The 18,501-nt window shown below is 66.8% G+C and carries 15 protein-coding genes; 6 read left to right on the plus strand and 9 right to left on the minus strand.

What is annotated here, in order from left to right:
• The first annotated feature begins 62 nt into the window (after positions 1–62).
• From HUW46_RS38240 to HUW46_RS38250, 3 genes are all read left to right on the plus strand, one after another.
• Complete coding sequence (locus tag HUW46_RS38240) at positions 63–347, plus strand: acyl carrier protein (RefSeq protein ID WP_254125338.1); 285 nt, start codon at positions 63–65, stop codon at positions 345–347.
• 755 nt (positions 348–1,102) lie between these two features.
• Positions 1,103–2,362 carry a glycosyltransferase gene (locus HUW46_RS38245; protein WP_215543575.1) on the plus strand — a complete coding sequence of 420 codons (1,260 nt, stop codon included), beginning with the start codon at positions 1,103–1,105 and terminating at the stop codon, positions 2,360–2,362.
• Positions 2,363–2,976: 614 nt separating this feature from the next.
• Positions 2,977–5,028, plus strand: coding sequence for a tetratricopeptide repeat protein (locus tag HUW46_RS38250; protein WP_215543576.1), 2,052 nt, complete (start codon positions 2,977–2,979; stop codon positions 5,026–5,028).
• On the opposite strand, the gene HUW46_RS38255 is transcribed toward HUW46_RS38250, so the two are convergent.
• Genes HUW46_RS38255 through HUW46_RS38265 form a run of 3 tightly spaced genes read right to left on the minus strand, consistent with a single transcriptional unit; the run spans position 4,993 to position 9,057 of the window.
• Positions 4,993–6,300 (minus strand): hypothetical protein, encoded by a 1,308-nt coding sequence (locus HUW46_RS38255; RefSeq protein ID WP_215543577.1) that lies wholly within the window; start codon positions 6,298–6,300, stop codon positions 4,993–4,995. The genes HUW46_RS38250 and HUW46_RS38255 overlap by 36 nt on opposite strands.
• A complete protein-coding gene (locus HUW46_RS38260) occupies positions 6,227–8,062 on the minus strand; it encodes a glycosyltransferase family 4 protein (RefSeq protein WP_215543578.1) in 1,836 nt (611 codons plus the stop codon). The genes HUW46_RS38255 and HUW46_RS38260 overlap by 74 nt, the downstream gene beginning before the upstream one ends.
• Positions 8,059–9,057: a pentapeptide repeat-containing protein gene (locus tag HUW46_RS38265; RefSeq protein WP_215543579.1), complete on the minus strand. Its 999-nt coding sequence runs from the start codon at positions 9,055–9,057 to the stop codon at positions 8,059–8,061. The genes HUW46_RS38260 and HUW46_RS38265 overlap by 4 nt, the downstream gene beginning before the upstream one ends.
• Positions 9,058–9,334: 277 nt before the next feature.
• On the opposite strand from HUW46_RS38265, the gene HUW46_RS38270 reads away from it, so the two are divergent.
• Both HUW46_RS38270 and HUW46_RS38275 read left to right on the plus strand, forming a co-directional pair.
• Positions 9,335–9,985: an SRPBCC domain-containing protein gene (locus HUW46_RS38270; RefSeq protein ID WP_254125340.1), complete on the plus strand. Its 651-nt coding sequence runs from the start codon at positions 9,335–9,337 to the stop codon at positions 9,983–9,985.
• A complete protein-coding gene (locus tag HUW46_RS38275) occupies positions 9,982–10,098 on the plus strand; it encodes an SRPBCC family protein (RefSeq protein ID WP_215543580.1) in 117 nt (38 codons plus the stop codon). The genes HUW46_RS38270 and HUW46_RS38275 overlap by 4 nt, the downstream gene beginning before the upstream one ends.
• A 364-nt stretch (positions 10,099–10,462) precedes the next feature.
• On the opposite strand, the gene HUW46_RS38280 is transcribed toward HUW46_RS38275, so the two are convergent.
• Both HUW46_RS38280 and HUW46_RS38285 read right to left on the minus strand, forming a co-directional pair.
• Positions 10,463–10,837, minus strand: a complete 375-nt coding sequence (locus HUW46_RS38280) for a hypothetical protein (protein ID WP_215543581.1) — start codon at positions 10,835–10,837, stop codon at positions 10,463–10,465.
• Between the two features lie 10 nt (positions 10,838–10,847).
• Complete coding sequence (locus HUW46_RS38285; RefSeq protein ID WP_215543582.1) at positions 10,848–11,447, minus strand: phospholipase D-like domain-containing protein; 600 nt, start codon at positions 11,445–11,447, stop codon at positions 10,848–10,850.
• A 324-nt stretch (positions 11,448–11,771) separates the two neighbouring features.
• Here HUW46_RS38285 and HUW46_RS38290 point away from each other — a divergent pair, with 324 nt between their 5' ends.
• On the plus strand, positions 11,772–13,706 hold the full coding sequence (locus tag HUW46_RS38290; protein ID WP_215543583.1) for a hypothetical protein: 1,935 nt from the start codon (positions 11,772–11,774) through the stop codon (positions 13,704–13,706).
• A gap of 187 nt (positions 13,707–13,893) precedes the next feature.
• Here the strand turns inward: HUW46_RS38290 and HUW46_RS38295 are convergent, their stop codons facing one another.
• The 4 genes from HUW46_RS38295 to HUW46_RS38310 all read right to left on the minus strand — a co-directional run bounded on the left by HUW46_RS38295 (position 13,894) and on the right by HUW46_RS38310 (position 18,423).
• On the minus strand, positions 13,894–15,444 hold the full coding sequence (locus tag HUW46_RS38295) for an FAD-dependent oxidoreductase (protein ID WP_215543584.1): 1,551 nt from the start codon (positions 15,442–15,444) through the stop codon (positions 13,894–13,896).
• 321 nt (positions 15,445–15,765) lie between these two features.
• Positions 15,766–16,230 carry a MarR family winged helix-turn-helix transcriptional regulator gene (locus tag HUW46_RS38300; protein ID WP_254125341.1) on the minus strand — a complete coding sequence of 155 codons (465 nt, stop codon included), beginning with the start codon at positions 16,228–16,230 and terminating at the stop codon, positions 15,766–15,768.
• Between the two features lie 13 nt (positions 16,231–16,243).
• Positions 16,244–17,074 (minus strand): NAD(P)H-binding protein, encoded by an 831-nt coding sequence (locus HUW46_RS38305; RefSeq protein ID WP_215543585.1) that lies wholly within the window; start codon positions 17,072–17,074, stop codon positions 16,244–16,246.
• Positions 17,071–18,423 carry an FAD-dependent oxidoreductase gene (locus HUW46_RS38310; RefSeq protein ID WP_215543586.1) on the minus strand — a complete coding sequence of 451 codons (1,353 nt, stop codon included), beginning with the start codon at positions 18,421–18,423 and terminating at the stop codon, positions 17,071–17,073. The genes HUW46_RS38305 and HUW46_RS38310 overlap by 4 nt, the downstream gene beginning before the upstream one ends.
• Positions 18,424–18,501: the final 78 nt, after the last annotated feature.

The following is an 18,501-nucleotide window of genomic DNA, read 5'->3' on the forward strand; positions in this document are numbered from 1 at the left end:
ACGGGGCCGTCGCGATCGGACCTGGTGAAGCGGATGCCAACACCATCGATCCTGAAGGCACGGTGCTGATCACCGGCGGCACCGGAACCAACGGTGGGATGCTCGCCAAGCACCTGGTGTCCGCCTTCGTGCGCGGGTTGGTCGCGTCCGTGCTCGGACACTCCACAGTGGACGAGTTCGGACACTCCACAGTGGACGAGTTCGGGGACACGGCTTCCTTCCGGGAGCTGGGGGTCGACTCCCTGGTTTCGGTCGACCTGCGCAACCAGCTCAGCGGACGGACCGGATTGCCGTTCCCGGCGACGCTGGCTTTCGACCCGCTCACGGCGGAACCGGGCCCGAGCTGATCTGCTTTCCCTCGGTCGGGGCGCTGTCCGGGCCACCGGACTACTTCCGCTTCGCCGACGCGAAATCACCGCGATCCTGCCCGACCGTACGCGCCGCGGAAACCGCCGCGATCGTGACCGAGTGGATCGACGGCCTCCCCTTCCTCCGATTCTGACGGAATCCCCATCAGTGTCGTCTGACGACTGAGTTGGCTGAAATGGAAATTGGTGGATGGCACGGCAGGGTCGCAGCAAAGGCGGCCGAATGCGGTACGAACACGATCGGACACCGTGCGCGAGATCGCCCCTTGTCGCCGTTATGTCGAAACCTCGGCCGCGTGGAGCCGGTCCGTCACCCGGTGCACAGGCACGGCAACGTCCAGTGCGACAGCTCAACTTCAGGGAAATTAGGGCCACTGTGGACAGAGCGGACCGGTCGCTCAGTGCGCATCGTAGAACACCGTGCGTGGTCCGCGACCGCCGCGCGGATGGACGTCGGCACTATCCGTCCAAGATCAATTCCCGTGGGTGACGGAATGGTCGGCGGAAACGTCGTTCTGGTCCGATTACGCAGTTTGCCGTCTTGACGCGTGAGAAGTTGGGAAGTTCCTTACATATTTCTGCGAGATTCGGTAATCAGGTAACGCGATGAGACCATTTTGTGACTTCACCGTTGCCCGCGACATGTGTTTTGTTGTTTCTTGCCGTGTAATTTACGAGGCTGCTTCGTAGCCGCGACGGGTCTCGCGTTTGCCGTGCGAAAAGGGGGATAGCTCGTGTCAGAGTCCAAGAAGGTACTGATCGTCGCGCCGGGTTCGCGGGGTGACGTCGGCCCGTACCACGGGATGGGGGTCCGGCTGCGGGAGGCGGGGCACCACGTGGTGTTCGCTTCCTACGGGCACTACCGCGAGATGGTGGAGTCCACCGGTCTCGAGTTCTACGAGATCGCCGGTGACGCCCGCGAGGACCAGGGCTCCGAGCTGATGCAGCACTGGCAGGACGCCGATTCGGGGGCGAAGAAGGCGGTGGACGGCCTGCGCGCCGCGCAGGGGGTCGTCCGCGAGTTCCACGAGCAGGGCATGGAGATGGTCGCGGCCGCCGAGCAGGACGTGGACGTGATGATCCCGTCGTTGCTGGCGATCGTCGGGTTCATGGTCGCGGAGAGCCTGGACATCGCTTCGGTCGAGGCGTTCGTCGGCCCGACTCAGCCGACCGGTGCTTTCCCGCCGCCCGTGCTGGGGATCGGCCGGTCGCTGGGCCGATTCGGGAATCGCGGCCTGTACACGCTGATCGACAAGGTGGCGAGGAGGACGGGCAAGGACCCGCTCGCGAAGCTGCGCGCCGATCTGGGGCTGCCGCCGGAGGAGAAGCCGGATCCCGCGAAGAAGCGGGACGTCTACTACGGCTACAGCCCGGAACTGCTGCCGAAGCCGAAGGACTGGCCGGATGGGTCGAAGGTCGTCGGGTTCTGGTGGCCCGCGACCACCGGCGGCTGGGAGCCGCCTGCCGAACTGGTCGATTTCCTCGACGCGGGCCCGCCGCCGGTGTTCATCTCCTTCGGCAGCAACGCGGGCGAAGGCCGAGGGGAGATGCTCAGCGGGATCGTCACCGAGGCGCTGCGCAAGGCTGGTGTCCGCGGCATCGTCCAGGCGGGCTGGGCCGGGCTCGAGGTCAGCGGGGACGACCTGCTGACCGTGCGGGGCGAGATCAACTACGACTGGCTGCTGCCGAGGACCAGCGCCGCGGTGCACCACTCGGGCGTCGGCACGATCGGCGCGGTGCTGCGGGCGGGTATTCCGCACGTGCCGGTGCCCGCGATCGCCGACCAGCCGTTCTGGGCCGGGCAGCTCGTGCGGATCGGGGTGAGCCCGGCCGTGGTGCCGTTCGCGAAGCTCACCGCGGACCGCCTCGGGGACGCGATCAAAGCCGCCGTGTCGAACCCTGCTTACCGTCAGCGCGCCGAAACGGTCGCCGCTCGGGTCGCCGAGGAGGATGGCGCCGCCCACATCGTCGAAGCGGTCAACCAGATCGCCTGACGCACTGCAGGGAGGCTGGCGCTCAGGCCAGGAGGGCGACTCCGATGAGACTGCCGCTCATGGCCAGGAACGATGCCGTGCCGAGTGTTCGGTAGGTACGGGGGTGTTGATCAGCTCGTCGTTGCACGCCAAGGGCAGGAACAATGCCGGGTTGAGCCAGGCTCCCGTGAGGAGCGGGGGGCCAACAGGATGTCTTCGACAACGAGCCTGCTGCGGATGAACGCCCGAGTAGGAGTCGTTGGTTTCGACGGCATGGGCCTGGTGGTTCGTAGTCCTTTGGTTCGGTTCTGAAATGTGTATTGCTTAAGGTCGCGTCGAGAGGTGTATCGCCTTTCGACGACCGTCGTCAAGCGCGTGCTGGCAGGGCCTGGCCTACCTCCCGCTCACGATGAGCACGTCGTTGCGCCCCAAGCGTTCGAGCGCCTCGTTCACCTGCTCGGACGGGAGCACCTCCACCTCGGCCGTGATGTCGTCCGCGGCGCAGAACCCCAGTATCGACGCGTCGCGGGGCGGAGACTGCGGAGACTCCGGCGGGGAGGATGACCACGCGGTGGGCGGCCGGTGTCGGTATGGTCGGGTACCTGCACGGAGACGAGTCGGATGAGGGGCGTGGGATGGGCGGGTTACCGGCCGGGAGCAGTTTGATGCCGCCGCCGCGCATGTTCGTGAACCGGGCGCTCGAGCGTGACGCGTTCGACCGAGAAGTCGCGGCCGTTCGGGCGGGCGGTGAGCAGGGTGTCTTCGTGTTCACCGGGTTGCCGGGGGTGGGGAAGACCTCGTTGGCGCTGTGGTGCGCGGGACGTCTCCAAGCCGATTTCGACCTGGCCCTCCAGGTGTCGATGGGTGCGTCGTCGCAGGTGTTGTCGGTCGAGGACGCATTGACGGTGCTGCTGCCACAACTGGGTGTGGATTCGCTGCCGACGACTTCGGAGGGCATGTTGGCCGCGTACCGGGCCGCGACGGCGGGGCGGCGGCTGTTGGTGTTCCTCGACGACGTCGAGACGCCGGCGCAGGTGAACAATCTCCTGCCGGCGTCGGTCGAGAGCATGGTGATCGCCACCAGCCGTCGGCGGGCTGAGGGGTTCGAGCAGTACGGGTTCACGACTGTTCCCGTCGACCTGTTCACGATGGAAAGCGCGAAAGAACTTCTGGCCAAGGGCATGGAACCCGCGGCGGCGGTGGGCGAAGCTCGGTCGTTGGAGGTGCTGGCGGAGCTGTGCGGTCGACTTCCGCTGGCTCTGCGTATCGCCCGTGCGCACCTGCGGACGCGGCATCGAGGCCAGGTCGGGCTGTACGTGCGGCAGCTTCAATCTGTGAAATCGGTGGTGACCGCGCTCGACATCGACGGCGAGCACCCGGTTGCGGCGATCTACGAGGTGTCGTACCGAGACCTGTCCGAGCGTGAACAGCGGCTTTACCGGTTGCTGAGCCTCCATCCGGGCAGCCGGTTCTCTGGTTGGGTCGCGGCTGCGTTGCTGGGGCCGGAGGGCGGTCATGCTGTCGAGAATGATGTGCGGTCTCTCGTTCGGGCGAGCTTGCTGACGGAAATCGACATCGACCGCTTCGAACTGCATACCCTCGTGCATGCGCACGCCGGTGTGCTCGCCGAGAAAGACCACCCGGCTGACCAGCGTGCCGCACTGGACCGGCTCGTCCGCGGGTATCTGGAGTTCGCCGTCGCCCGAGAGCAGGTGCTCAGTGGGCGGGCGCGGTTCGGCGAACTGTTCGACGGCCGGATTTCGCCGGCATACGAGGGCGCAGGTGCGTATGACAACGCGGTCGGTGATCTGGAACGAGAACGGGCCAACTTCCGGCGAGTGGTCCAGGTCGCGGCCGACGAGGGGTTCGATGATCTGGCCTGGCAGCTGTGCGAGGCACTGGCGACGTTCTTGTTTCAGCGTGAGTTGTTCGCGGACGCGATCGCGGTGCACAGCATCGGCTTGGCGGCAGCGCGGCGCTTGAGCGAGAGCGGTGTGCCGGATCCCCGGGCGCTCCTGCGGATGCACGCCGAGCTGGGTACGGCCTACTTCTCGGTGCAGAACCACGAGGCGGCTCTCGACCACTTTCGGCGAGCCGCGGATCTAGCGGGCGAGCTCACCAACGACGGTGTCGCGGTGATGCACCTGGCGAAGATGTTCGTGTGGAAGGCTTTCGTGCACCAACGACGGGGCGAAGCACGCGACGCGGTCGATGCCCTGACCAGGTCCCGTGACCTGCTCGCCGATCCTCGGTTCCCAGCCGAGCGGCGTCAGCGCGAAGAGGTGCTGCTGGACATGAACGGCGGTCCGATGCTGGCCGCGGTCGGCAGGCACGGCGAGGCGATCGAAGCTGGTCGTCGCGCGCTCGCGTACTTCACCGAGGACAAGGAACGCCACAACTACGTGAAGTCGCTGGCGAACCTCGGAGAATCTCTGGCGGCGGCGGGTGACGCGCACTACGAGGAGGCCGTGCGCGTGCTTCACGATGCTCTTGAACTCGAGGCCGAGGTGAGTCTCGACTCGTGGCGGGCACACAGCAGCCATGTGCTTGGCGGCTTGCTACTGCGCGCGGGACAAGGGGAAGAGGGAGAGCGGTTGCTCCGCACGGCCAAGGAACTGTTCGAGCGACTGGACGATCGCCGTGCGGCCGCGTTACGGGAGCAGCTCGACGGCCTCGGCCACCCGTAACCGAACGGTCGATCGCGTACCGCCAACGGTGATGCTCACTTCTTCCGGCGGGATGCTGCCGTCCCCAGTGGCGAGTCGCCATTCGTGCAGGACCGCGACGCCGAGTTCGGCTCGCTCACCAGCGATCTCGACGAGATTTCCGTCGCGGGAACAGACCAAGTAACCGTCGGAGCTGGGTAGCGCGAGCAACAGCGCGCCACGATGTCGGCGCACCGCCTTGCCGAACGCCGCTTTGAGGGTCTCGTCCGGCCCGGCCTCAGCCAGGAAGACCACGACCGCTTGGCTGAGCAGGCTCTGCTGCGGGTGGTCCTCGTGCACCATGAGGACGGCGTCGTCGAGGTGCCTCTCGTCCGCCTGATCGACCTGGAGCTCGGCGGGAAACCGGCCGATGACGTAGTGCGGGTGTTCTTCGCCGCTCGGCGTGCACACGATGTGGTCCGCCATGACGGGCTGGTGATGTGGACTGGCTACCGCTTCCGCGGGAACCACGGGGACGACCGGCTGACGAGATGGTTCAGGCAGGCGCAGGTGGCCGTAGCACAGTGCTCGTAATCGTTGCGCTGCTTCGCCAGGACATGACGTGACCAGGTCGCGAAGGGCGTCGAATCGGTTGGGGGAATGTTCGGTGAAGGCGCGTTCGACCTGGCGACGGAGCGGCTCGCGGCGGCTCAACCGCGGCGCGGTCCGTCCCAGCACGTCGCCGACCGAACCCACGGCGACGTCCTGTTCAGGGAACGCCGCCAGCAGTACCGGCGAGCCCAGCGCGGCGCCGTAGCAGGTAGTGGCACCGTGGTCCCCGAGGATCAGATCCGACGCGATGAGCGTCGCTTGCCATCCTTCGACCGGCGCGGGCAGCAGCAGCCCCGCGCGGACGCAGTCGGCCAGCCAGGTGTGGACCTGCCACGGGCCGTGGCCATGCCAGATGTTCGGGTGGATCAGGCCCGCTACCCGGTACTCGTCCCGGGGGAGGCAGGCGACGACTTCGCGGAAGAGCGACGGCCAACTGCCCATGAGCGAACGCTGCCACCAGGTGGTGCTGATCGTGACGAGTTTCTGATCTGGTGCGATGCCGAGCGATCGTCGATATCGAGCGCGCAGATGGCGACTGCGCAGCATCCGGTCGTAGGCGGGATCACCGGCGACCACACCGATGCCCGCTGCGGCCGGCGTCAGTTCCTGGAGCCGCGCCAGTTCGTTCTCATGCGCGAGTACCAGCGAATCCGCGACCGGCTGTCCGTTGTAGAGCAGCCATTCCGGAGAAAGGCCGAACACAGAACGGTTTCCGGTTTCCGGTTTCCGGTTTCCGGTTTCCGGTTTCCGGTTTCCGGTTTCCGGTTTCCGGTTTCCGGTTTCCGGGTGAATTCTTAGTATAGCCTACTCCGTGTGGAAGAATAACGAGGGGTGCGGTTATTTCCGTGAGTCCGCCGTGATTCGCGGCGATCGCGAGATCGAATTCTGTTTCGATAGCTTGGGACCACGGAATGACTACGACGCCGAGATCCGTCAGGTACTGGTCGAGCCCATGGCGGAACGGGTCGGAGCCGTTCCAGGTGAAGACCACCTGCACCCGCGGGTCGGAGTCGAACACGGGGAGCACGTCCATGAGCCGGACCAGTGAGGTGACGTGGTGGGCGATGATCAGGACATGCCGCTCTGGCTCGACTGTGGTCCAGTGCCGCGCCTGGAGGCCGATCGGGACCTTGACCGGAGGAACGGCGGACACGGAACTCCCTGTGGTGACGGATGGCGCGGTGCTGCTCAGACACCGTAGCTGATCGTCGGGTCGTGGAAGGGGGAGCCACGGAGCCGTTCTGGTGAGGAACTCGCGGACCGCGGCGGGGTGGTCGTAGTGCCGGAGTGCTTGTTGTCGTGCTCGTTGCCGGAAGGCGAAGCGCTGGTCGTGATCGAGATCGAGCGCCGTGGCGAGTGCCGTGGCGAGTGCGCTCGGCGTGCCGGGAGGGCAGTGGAAACCGGTGCCGCCGTCGATGACCTGGCCGGCCAGGCCCTGTGCGGTGGTGGTGATCACGGGAACCGCTCCAGCGGCGAACGCTTCCATCGGAATCCGGCCGAACGGCTCGACTCGAGACGGAACGACCACGCCCCGGAGCCCAGGGTGCCGCAGCAGACCTGGCACGTCCGAGGTGAACTCGGTCAGGACGGTCGCGTCGATGTCCAGTTGGGCCACGCGGCGGGCGAGGTGCTGTTGGTACGACGATGCTCCGGTTTCGGCTGTCGCGGCCAGGACCAGGTGCGGCAGATGATCGGTGCGGGCGCGCAGTGCCGCATAAGCGTCGAGGAGGTCGTCGAAGCCCTTGTACGGTTCCGCGCGTCCCATCGCCAGTACGAATTCCGTCGCCGGAGGCAGATCGGAAGCGCGGTGCGGCGTCGCGGACAGCCTTTCCCAGTCAGCGGGTGTCAGACCGTCCTGGAGGGTGATCAAGGATTCGCGCGGCACGTCGTACTCGTCCCGCAGATGCCTGCCCATGAACGAGGAGATGGCACCGACGAGCGTCCCGTCGGCCAAGCCCGCGTGCAGCCCTGATCGTTCCCACCCGATCCGGGCTGTGTCCCACGGCGCGTGGATCCGGGCGGTCGATCGTGGGACGAGCACGAGGTTCGCCAGGGTGTCGCGGGGGAGCAGCTTGGCCAATCCCAGGAACGGTGCGTCGAAGGCTATGGTCAGCAGTGGATCCGAGCCTGGCTGGACCGTGGTCATGATCCGTGCCGCCGTGTCCTGCGCCAGGTGCTCGAAGTTGGTCCAGGTGCCCCACCTGTCGAGTCCGTTGGTGCCGTTGTGCACGGGGTACACGGCCGCGTCGGCGCTGGCGACGAGAGCGCGGGCGCGGGCGTGCCAGGCCGGGTGGTACTCGGGGCTGGACGCGTCGAGGTACACCGGCAGGATCGCGAGGCCGACTCCGGTGGGCAGCAGCCGCACCAACGTTTCGAGGAAGCCGAAGTTGGCGTACCCGGCACCGGTCCCGCAACCGTAGAACCCGTCGTGCACGGCGACCGCGATGGTGGGCCGCTTCGTCATCCCGCAGGAGGGCTCGCGGCGCGGTGGGGCCGGGGGTGGTTGACCTCCGGCGGGAACGCGGTGTCGCCGTCGACGATCGCGGCAGCCACACCCGCGCTGGTGAGCCCGCGCGCGCCGCGGAGGTCCACACCGCGGAGATCGGCATCGGCGAGATCCGCGCTCCTCAAGTCCGCATCGGTCATGACCGCGCCGCGCAACCGCGCCCGTCGAAGCGAAGCGCCCCGAAGATCGGCGCCGGACAGATCCGCGTCGTACAGTTCGGCCCCGGTCAAGACAGCGTCGACCGCGATCGCCGTGGTCAGCTTCGCGCCGCTGAGCTGTGCCTCGTCCAACGTCGCACCGGTCAGGTCGGCACCACGGAGGTCCGCGTCGCCGAGTGTCGTGCCCCGCAGATCCGCTCCGGTCAAGCGGGTCCGACCCAGGCTGGCTTTGGGGAGGTGCAGTTGGGACAACGGCAACGGCCCAGGCTCGGGCCGGTCGGGACGCTCGCGCAGTGCGTCGATCGCCGCAGCGACATCGCGTTCCACCCGGTCCGCCGGCTCGGCGCTGCCGCGATCGGCGGCGCGCTGCCGGAGCACATCGCAGATCGTGTTCAGCACCAGGACGTGATCGCGAGGTGAATCCACCATGAGCCGGAACAGCGTGCGAAGCCCACCCGCCCGGACCACGGAGTCCTCCGACTCCAGCCTCCCGGTGGCGCTGTCGAAGAGGCCGGTCAGGTGTTTGTCCCGATCCAGCCGCTGCTTGTCCTTGTCGAGGTAGTAGCGGTACACGCCATACGCGCCGACGACCAAACCGGACAGCACACTCACCAGCGTCATGCACTGGCCGCGCACCGCGTTCACCGCAGCCAGCCGCTCCGGAAGCGGTAGCGCTTCCACCTCGGCACCCGCGGCCCAGCCGGGCAAGGGCACGACGACGAACCACCCCAACGCTCCTAGCGTGACCACGACCAGGAGCGCGCCACCAACGAGTCGATACCAGCGACTGGACATACGCCTTTCCTACACGTACCGGCTGGACCGTCGACGGCGGACTCGCGACTTGGGCTCCGGGGTGATGCCGACGCGGTTCCAGGCGCGAGTGCATGTTCGGGCGGCCGGGGTCGGCGACGCCGAATAACCATGTCTGGCTTATATAAGCCAGACATGGCATGATCTTGGTCGTGCACGCAATCGACATCCTCCTGGCCCAGCCGGCTGTCTCGCAGCAAGCGTGCATCTCGGACCTCAGGTGTTGGCAAGGCCGATCCGTCAGCGAAAGGAAGACGACATGAAGGACGTACTGGACGAACTGGCCGCTGCGCGCCGGACGATGGGCACGGCGACCCTGCCCGCCGGCGACGCGTACACGATTGAGCTGCGACGAAGCTACGGCGCGTCGGTCGACGACGTGTGGAACGCCATCACCGACCCCGAGCGGCTGGGCCGTTGGCTGAAGCCGGTGACCGGTGACCTGCGTCTGGGCGGGTCCTTCGAGTTGGACGGCGGTGAGCACGGGGAGATTCTCCGGTGCGACCCGCCGCGGCTGCTGCGGGTGTCCTGGCTCTTCGGGCCGGAGGCCGATGAGTGGCCAGGTACGAGCGAGGTCGAGGTGCGGCTGTCGCCGAGTCCTGCCGGGGACACCGAGTTCGAGCTGGTCCATGCCGCAGCCGTCGGGGAGCCGATGTTCCCGACTTACGGCCCTGGTGCCGGTGGTGTGGGCTGGGACCTGCACCTCCTTGCCTTGGCTCACTTCCTGGCCGACGGAAAGCCCCTCGACCACGATGAGTTCCGGGCCTTGCCTGAGGGCCGCGAATTCGCACGGCGCAGCGCAGCGGCATGGGGCCGAGCTCACCTGGCCGGCGGCGGCGACCCGGATCACGTGGCGGCCGCGGTGGAGGCCACCACCGCGTTCTACGCTCCCGAAGGAAGCGGGCGATGAAGTACACCAATTCGATCGAAATCGCCCTGCCCCGCGCGAAGGTGGTCCAACTGATCTCCGACCCGGCGCACATGGTCAAGTGGCTGCGGGGCCTGGTTTGCACGAACCGGTGAACGGAGCACACGACCAGGTCGGCACCACCTCGCGCGTGGTGTTCCAGATGGGCAAATAGCGGATTGAGCGAGTACGCGGGTATTGTGCTCGAATCCTCGGATGTGGTCCTGTGGTGGAAGGCAGGGCCACTCCGGCTGACTACGTCGAACGCGAACTGCGGGCTGCCGCAGCGCGGTTCGGTTGTGGCTGCGGAGGAACCCGAACTCCGGCGCGTACGCGGTGAAGGGCCCCGGTGATGGCAGCGGGCTCGTGCTCGTTGTGAATTCAGGCGAAATACATGATCGGTACCGATCAGAGGAATGCTCGCCAGGGCAACGTTGGTATCGAACTCGACGTGTCCGGGCCCGCTGTCCTGTTCTGTCTTCACACGAGTTTGGCGGGGATGTCTGCGTCTTCGTCCAGGTGGTGGGAGGCGCACACCCGGTGGTATCCGTCCGCGATGATCAGATTGCCTCCGGCGTCGTGCCCGATCGCCGAGGCACGTACGAGGAGTACCGGGGATAATCGCTTTCCTTGTTTCGCCTTGGCGAGATCCTTTGCCACATGGACGTTTTCTGGGGGGAGTGCGGGGAGCCCGCTGGCCCGAAGGATGTCTTTCGCCTTCCGGTGGATCAACTCGGCCGCTTCCAGTTCCGAGACGACTTGGCGCGCCAGGAGCTCGGGCACCACGAGGGTGAGATAATCGAAAGCGGCCGGATAGTCGTGTTTGTCGGGTTTCGATTCCCAATGTTCGCTCATCGGTGCGCCTTCATTCTCGGGTTCGACGCTCGGCTGATCGCGGCTGCCGCCGGAAATTGGGTCTGTCGAGCGTGCTCTCGGTGTCGACGCCATCGGGTGGCTCGGGCATCAGCTGAAGATCTCGCTCGTTCGCCCAGGCGAATTTGCGAAGGGTCGCGAACTGGGCGACGAAATGATCACGCCAATCCGGGGAGGAGAAGTCCATGGCCGTGTTCACCTGCAGCCAGCCACTGGTGCTGAAGTTGACGGAGCCCTCCCAGCAGAGCGGGCCGGTCCGTCCGTCGACGGCGATGCCCTTGGTGTGGCAGATGTACCGGCTGCCACTGGTGCTCGTGCCGATCGTGATCTCCACTCCCGCATCGACCAACTGGTGCAGCAGCGGCTTCTCCGCAGTACCGCTGGATTGGGAGTGGTCGAGGTAGAGATGCAGTGGTACACCCCGTTTGTGCGCGGCGATGAGGGCGTCGGCGGCATCGGGCACCGTGAAGCTGTAGGCGATGATCCAGGTTTCGCCCGGCGCGGATACCAGTTCCAAGAAACGTTTCCGTGCTGGACGCTCATCGGCGGGCAGTAGGTAGCAGGTTGTCGAACCATTGATAGTGAACGGCATGATCGAAATGATACGCCGACACGGTGACCCCGGACTTGCTGTTACCCGATTGGCCGATCGTACGAGCGGCGAAAAAGGTCAAGTGAAATGAAAAGGGCCTCTCGTGTATTCGAGCCGGGTGCGAGCGCCGATATAATACTCAGGTGTCCTGAGAGGAGGCTGAGCGCGATAAAGTTCTCGGGAAGGATCATCGTGTACCGATAATTTGTGCTGGCGACACCGCCGTCGGGGAACCGGCTCTCTGCCGACCAGACCCGCCGACCGACCGCCAAGGACGGACGTGTGCCGGCTGACATCCGGGCCCCGGCCGACGATAATCCGGCCATGAGCGCCGACCTCGACATCCTGCTGGCTGACTACCAGTCGGTGCGCGAAGACGATCGCGGGATCTCCAGCAGGCAGAGTGCGCTCGCGAGCGTGTTCGTCGCGCTGTTGGCCGGGCTTTTCGCCATCCTGGTCGGCGACTGCCGGTTCCGCGGCGCCGTGATGAACGCGGCCAAGCAAGCAGGGAGCTGTTACGAGCTTCCGGATCCGGTGTACGTCATGGCACCGACGTTGCCGTTCGCGGTGCTCTGCTACATCGTCATGCTCGGCATGCAGGTGACCATCAAGAGCTTCTACATGCGGGCCATCGAGAACGAGCTTCGCGATCACCAGGCCGAACTTCGCGCCATCCCGGGGGTGCTGGCCGGCTCGGCGACGGAACTCATGCTCACGGTCATCAGTCCGCGACGGGGTCGCCGCTCCTACTTCGTCATGTTGCTCTTCCTCACGTTGAGTTTCGCCGTCGCGCTCGGCGGGTGGGTCGTGTTCGTCGCTCTCAGGCTGAGCGCTCCGGCCATGATCACCATGTTCGCGGTTTACGGCCCGCTGCTGATGCTTTTGCTGCAGCAGGGGATCCTGGCCAACATCGGCGGCCGACGGCTCTTGCGCGGCGCGGCGAATCACCTGCGGAACAGCTCGAACTATCCACGGACCGACCTGGTGCAGGAGCCAAGCCGACCGAGCCGGACCGGCGACCGATCGCTGTGGTCCTATCTCCTGCTTCCTCGCCCCCTCGATACGGTCAAATGGGTCTTCATCCCGATCGCGTACCTGGTCGGAGCGGTGATCACTTCCCATGGCCCGAGCGCGCCCGAATCGCTCGGCGCAGCCCTCGGTTGGCTGGTCTTCGAGTACTTGATCTACCAGAGCCGTTACCAGTGGAATGACATCCGCGGTCTCGCCGACGATCAAGTCCACCCAGCTCACCGCGAACGCGGACGACTCCCGGTCGCGCGACAAGGACCGCGCCGGTCGGTCGCGCTCAGCGTTTTCGTGATCGTTGCGCGAGCAACGCTAGCTGTGGTCGTCGCGTTCACCGTCGTCCCGCCCCCGGTCTCGACGATCATTCTGGTCTCGTTCATCGGAGTCTGGGTTCCGGCGTGGCTCTACGAGTTCCTCCGCGAAGGGCGTACCAGACCCGGCGCCCGAGCGACGGCGATCTGGCTTGTCGTCGGTGTGGGGTACGCCGTGCGCGCTTCGATCGGGCTGGCGCTCGCCGGCGTCGTGCCGAGTGGACCGACCTCCGGGACGTTCTTCCTTTTCGCCGGAGCTGCTTGGGCCTTCGGGATCGTTTTCGTGACGATGACGTGGGTGCTGGAGGCGACCGGTCACTGTTCCTCTCGGGACGGCTGTGTGCTCGGATGTCCGGCCGAACTGACGGGCAAGCCGCATCTGGCGCGCCTGCTGCGGTTCACGCCACTTTCCCTGCTGCCAATCGCTAGTGCCGACGGTTCGGCGTCGTCGCTTCGTGTCCTCGCCGGCAGGGCCCCGGTTGTCACGCCCTGGAACGCCGCGCTGATCGCGGCGGTCGCCTGCGGGATCGCCGCCTGCGTACCGCCCGGTCAGCACCTGTTGCTGGGTGCGACAGGCGTTCTGGCGGTGGCAGCCGTCGTCCTGCTTCCTTCGGTGCTGTTTCGCTGGGTGATCACTTCAGGTGCGATCGCAGTGCTCGGCACCACCGCGGCCCTCACCGATGGCTGGCGGGTGGCGGTCACCGTCGCCGGGGTGACCGGATTGTTCCTCGGCGTCTACTGTGTGTTCCGCCAATCGTCCTACGACGACCTCCGATACTCTCTCGTCCGCATGAGCGCTGGTCTGGTCTCCTTGGGAAGATCGGTGGCGAAGCTCGGAATCTGGGTACTGGTGCTGCTGCTCGGTAAACGAACCTGGGCATTCGTGAGCCGGTCGGATGATCGCGGTCGGCCGATACCGTAAGGGCGAACCCCGGCCGCGAGCTCGATGTCGAACTCGCGACCGGGACCGGTGTTTCTCCCCGGCGGAGAACCGTTCTACTTCTGCGCCCCGGCCTAGCCGACCACCACCGGCCGCCGCAGAAGGTTGCCTGTGTCATGGCCGCGGGTGGAATCGGCTTGTGGTTCTGGTCAGTCAGCAGCGCGGCGGATCATCCGGGCGTCACCGCACCCTCGGGCGCTCCGAACCAGTTCTCCAGTGCTTCCGCCAGTCCGGTCGTCGGTGCCTGCGCCCTCGCGTCGGCTGCCCAGGCTGTGAAGCCGTCCGGGCGGACGAGGATCGCCGCCAGTTCCGGGTGGGACGGGCAGCGGCTCGTCACGGTATCGACGCGGTCGGCATATCCCGCGGCGAGGGCGCGGATTTCCGGGTCGTCGGTGAGGTCGAGCAGGAGCGCCCGGCCGTCGTGGAGGTGGTTCGCGAGGCGGCCGCCGTAGGTGAGTTCGAGGTCCGGGGTGCTGCGGCCGGTCAGCGGGTGCTGGCCCGGCAGTTCGTACCGCACCCCGCTACCGTTGAGCTGAGCGGTGAGGTACGTGGTGCCCGCGACCGTGCCCGCCAGGTCGCTGACGATCGTGCGCAGGGCTCGAGACTGCGGGTCCGGGCGCATGGCCGCGACCTGTGATCGGGTCCAGTCCAGGACCCACGCGCCGACCGGGTGCCGCTCGAAGGTGTAGGTGTCCAGCAGGCGTTCCGGCGCCCGGCCGCCGATCACCGCGGCGAGCTTCCAGCCGAGGTTCATCGCGTCCCCGATACCCAGGCTCAGCCCCTGGCTCCCGAACGCGGAGTGCACGTGTGCCGCGTCGCCTGCCAGCAGCACCCGGCCCTTGCGGTACTCGGTGACCTGGCGGGCGTGGTCGGTGAAGCGGGTCGCGGTCCGCACCCCGGTGATCGTGACGTCCACACCGGACACGCGACGCAACCGCGCCTGGAGGTCTTCGCCGGTGACCGGCGCGTCCCGATCGGCCGGCGGGCCGTCGAACTCCACGGTGACGACGCGGCCCGGCATCGGCCCGTAGGCGTACACCCCGGTGTCCGTGGCGGTCCAGCCGACGTTCAGGTCCTCGGCGCCGGTCATCTCCACGACCGCCTGGTGGCAGGTGACTTCCGGGTCAGTACCGGGAAATTCGAACCTCGCGAGCTTGCGGACCGCGCTGCGGCCGCCGTCGCAGCCGACGAGCCACCCGGCGCGGATGGCCCCTTGGCTGGTCCGCACGGTGACGGCCCCGGCGCCGGTGTCGAAGCCGGTCAGCTCCACGCCCCGGCGCACGTCGACACCGAGTTCGTCTGCGCGCTCGCCGAGCAGCCGCTCGATGTCCTGCTGCGCCACGAAAGCGACCTCGGCGGCGGGTCCGGGGTCGCTGAGGCTCGGCTCCGTGCGGTCGACCAGGTCGGCGCGCAGCACGATCCCGGCGAAGTGCCCGACGAACCCGAGCCCTTGGCCCGCGACCCCGCCACCGCCGTTCTGCTCGCGCAAGAACGCCTGGAAGCGGTCTATCGTCTGCCGCTGCACCTCGGCCAGCGCGGGCAGCAGGCCCCGGCGGTAGAGCACCTCGGCGCTGGGCGTGGTGATCGCCCCGCCCTTGATCGTCGGGTCCACTTCGGTGCGGCGCTCCAGAACGACCACCCGCGCGCCTCCGAGCCTGAGCTCGCAGGCCAGCATCAGTCCGACCGGGCCGCCGCCGGCCACCACTACGTCATAGTCCATGGCGCCCACTATCACCGAAGGCCCGCAAGGCCAAAAAATCGTTGCGATGTCAAGGAAAACAACCCCACGAAGAGGGAACGGGAAGCGGGGCATCCTCTCCATCCGGAACATGTGTACAAGTTCCGACGGCACGCCCCACCAGAATCCGCGAACTTGGTGCCCGCGTTCGCCGCCTGGCTGACGAGGTGCCGTGTCGACAAAGGGGTTCGTGGTCGTGGCGATGGTGTGTCGTCGTGCCCAGGTTGTGCCAGGCACTGCGAGTAGTAGCCGACCCGCAGAGCACCCTCACGCAGACCAGCCGGGCCGCGGCCGCGGTTTTGTTCAGCTCGAACGAACGCGCGTGATGTGCCGTCGTTGCAGCTCGATCTGGTCGTGCACGAAAGCGGTCAGCAGTTTTAGTTGCGACACGGTGTACCGCGCGAATTGCTGTTCGGTTTCCACGATCACCTCGCTCCAGGTCCGCTCGGCGAACTGCAGCGCGGTGGCGGAGGCCTTCACCAGCACTCGCCTGCGGTCGGCCGGATCGCGTACGCGTTCGGCGTAACCGGCTCGGGTCAGCCTGTCCACCGCGAAAGTAAGCGCGCTGGGTGCCAGCCCGGCCGTCGTCGCCAGGTCACCCGAGGCCATCGGGCCCCGGGTGATCAGGCAGGACAGGCAGCGGGCGTCGGTGCGGTTGAGCTCGAGGCGGTCGCTGACGGCTTGGTCCACCTGGTCGCCGACGTTCTGCAGGTCGGTGACGACGAGCATCAGCTCGTCGATCAGCCGCTGCTTGGTACCACCTGTCATCGGGTCAGAATAGCTACTGGAAGTCGGCGACGTGGTCGCGTGCCCAGTCGGCGAACGAACGTGACTTCTGTCCGGTCACCGCGTGCACCGTGTCGGTCAGTACCGGCTGGTGGCCGACTGCCGCCGCGAGTTGGCCGAGTACCGCCTCGACGATTTCCGTTGGTGCGAATCGGCTCATTCGCGCGGCTGCTTCCGCTGCGGAGATCTCGTCGAAACGGAGCCGACGGCCGAGCGCGGTGCCGATCTGATCGACCTGGTCGGCGTGCGTGATGGCTTCCGGCCCGGTCAGTGCGTACTTCTGGCCGTGGTGGCCGTTTTCGGTCAGCGCGCGGGCGGCGACCGCGGCGATGTCCCGCTCGTGTATCGGCGCCGTGCGCGCCTGGGCGAACGGCGCCTGCACCACGTTGCCGGCCTGGATCTGCGGCGCCCAGTGCAGGCTGTTTCCAGCGAATTCGTTGGGGCGCAGGAAGGTCCATTCCAGGTCGGACGTCGCGACGGCGTGCTCGAACGCGCCGTGGATCTTGGCGATCGCGTCGGGCTGCTGTGCCACGTCATCGAGCACGTCGCCTGTGGACAGTAGAACGATGCGCCGCACGCCGTTGCGCACGGCCTGTGCCACGACCTGGTCCGGCTCGTTTCCCATCGCCATCAGGTAGACGGCGTGCACACCGTCGAACGGCACCGATGCGGGGTCAGCGAGATCACCAGCGACGATCTCGGCGCCTGGTGGAATGCTTGCCCGGGAAGGGTTCCTGGTCATCGCCCGCACTTGGTGTCCCGCCGCGAGCAGGTCGGCCACCACGTGCCGTCCGACACTGCCGGTCGCTCCGGTTACCAGAATCATCGTTGCCTCCTGCGGTGTCCCCTGGTCTTCTCCATCGCCTGTACCGCTTTCCGCTTCGCGTTGGGCATGTGGTTGAACGCCCGCAACCCGGTGCGCATCCCCGCCAGCAGCGCGCGGCCGATCACCGGCTTGTCCAGTGGCAGGTTGCCGCCGAACTGGCTCTTCGACTTCCGCACCAGCTCCCAGGCGTAGCTGTGCATCTCCGCTTCGTAGGCGCGTACCGCGTCCACCAACGGCTTCTCGCCTCGATGGGCGATGACCAGTTGGCGGACCAGGTTTTCCGCATCGCGCAGCGCGGTGTTCGCGCCGACGCCGAGTCCTGGGGTCATGGTGTGGATGGCATCGCCGAGCAGGGTGATGGTGGAGGTGGGCCACGGCTTCAGCGGAGTCGTGGTGCGCACCTGGAGCGGGAACGCGGTCGTCGGGTCGGCCGCTTCGAACAACGCGCGGAACCGCGGATGCCAGTCCTTGGTGTGCTCGAGCACGATCTTGCGGAGTTCGTCACCGGGGAGTCGCATGAAGTCGGCGGGCAGCCGCTTTCCCGGAGCCGACCAGCCCCACATCACGTAGTCCCTGGTGTTGTCGTACTTCAGCCCCGGCCATGTGCTCAGCAGCGCGCTGTCGTTGCCGCCGATGTCGTTCTTGAGGGTGCCGTCGCGGTCCCACTTGAACTCCATCACGTGGATGATGCACGCATACCCTCCGGGTGCGTTGATCATAGTGACCCCGCGCAGCATCTCCGGGGTGAGCAGGCTTCTGCTTTCGGCGTTCAGCGGGAGCTTCGCGGTGACGCATTTGGCGTCCACTGTGTCCATGGAGGCGTGCGGCAAGTACTGCCGGCGCACCGCCGAGGAACTGCCATCCGCCGCGACCAGCAGGTCGCCGCGAGCCGTGCTGCCGTCGGCGAAGTGCGCGGTGACGGTGTCGTCCGCGTTCTGGTGGTAGCGAACGAATTCCTTGCCGAAGTGCACGATGTCCTCGATGCCGGTGAGCAGCACCTGGCGCAGTGTCATCCGGCTGATCGACTTCTCGCTGTCGATCGGATCGGACGGCTCCGGAGTGTCCCATTCGCCCATCCGCAGCAGTTCTGCCCGCTTCTCGGTGAAGATGTTCATGAATCGCGGGGTTTCCGCCTTCGTGGCGACGAACACCTGGAACAAGTCCTCGGGCAGGCAGGCGGCCAGCGCGCGGCTGCCGTCGGGATCGATGCCGACCCGGTAACCGAACAGCCCGTCCTCGCGGGTCTGATCCCGCTCGTACACCGCGACGCTGACCCCAGCCTGGCGCAATCCCTGCGCCAGGCACAGGCCACCGGTTCCGGCGCCGATGACGATCACATGTGGCGGCACGACACTCCCTCAGTTGCTCCAAAATTTGGAATACTTGAAGACTAAGAGATGTGACTCGTCGAAGTCAAGGCGCCCGCT

Origin of the sequence: Amycolatopsis sp. CA-230715 (genome assembly GCF_018736145.1) — a bacterium.
Classification (GTDB): Bacteria; Actinomycetota; Actinomycetes; order Mycobacteriales; family Pseudonocardiaceae; genus Amycolatopsis.

What these genes read in the sequence shown, in the direction of transcription:
- HUW46_RS38250 (WP_215543576.1), top strand. Translation starts at nt 2,977, where the DNA reads ATGGGCGGGTTACCGGCCGGGAGCAGTTTGATGCCGCCGCCGCGCATG.
- HUW46_RS38260 (WP_215543578.1), bottom strand. Translation starts at nt 8,062, where the DNA reads ATGACGAAGCGGCCCACCATCGCGGTCGCCGTGCACGACGGGTTCTAC.
- HUW46_RS38265 (WP_215543579.1), bottom strand. Translation starts at nt 9,057, where the DNA reads ATGTCCAGTCGCTGGTATCGACTCGTTGGTGGCGCGCTCCTGGTCGTG.
- HUW46_RS38270 (WP_254125340.1), top strand. Translation starts at nt 9,335, where the DNA reads ATGAAGGACGTACTGGACGAACTGGCCGCTGCGCGCCGGACGATGGGC.
- HUW46_RS38275 (WP_215543580.1), top strand. Translation starts at nt 9,982, where the DNA reads ATGAAGTACACCAATTCGATCGAAATCGCCCTGCCCCGCGCGAAGGTG.
- HUW46_RS38280 (WP_215543581.1), bottom strand. Translation starts at nt 10,837, where the DNA reads ATGAGCGAACATTGGGAATCGAAACCCGACAAACACGACTATCCGGCC.
- HUW46_RS38285 (WP_215543582.1), bottom strand. Translation starts at nt 11,447, where the DNA reads ATGCCGTTCACTATCAATGGTTCGACAACCTGCTACCTACTGCCCGCC.
- HUW46_RS38290 (WP_215543583.1), top strand. Translation starts at nt 11,772, where the DNA reads ATGAGCGCCGACCTCGACATCCTGCTGGCTGACTACCAGTCGGTGCGC.
- HUW46_RS38295 (WP_215543584.1), bottom strand. Translation starts at nt 15,444, where the DNA reads ATGGACTATGACGTAGTGGTGGCCGGCGGCGGCCCGGTCGGACTGATG.
- HUW46_RS38300 (WP_254125341.1), bottom strand. Translation starts at nt 16,230, where the DNA reads ATGACAGGTGGTACCAAGCAGCGGCTGATCGACGAGCTGATGCTCGTC.
- HUW46_RS38305 (WP_215543585.1), bottom strand. Translation starts at nt 17,074, where the DNA reads ATGATTCTGGTAACCGGAGCGACCGGCAGTGTCGGACGGCACGTGGTG.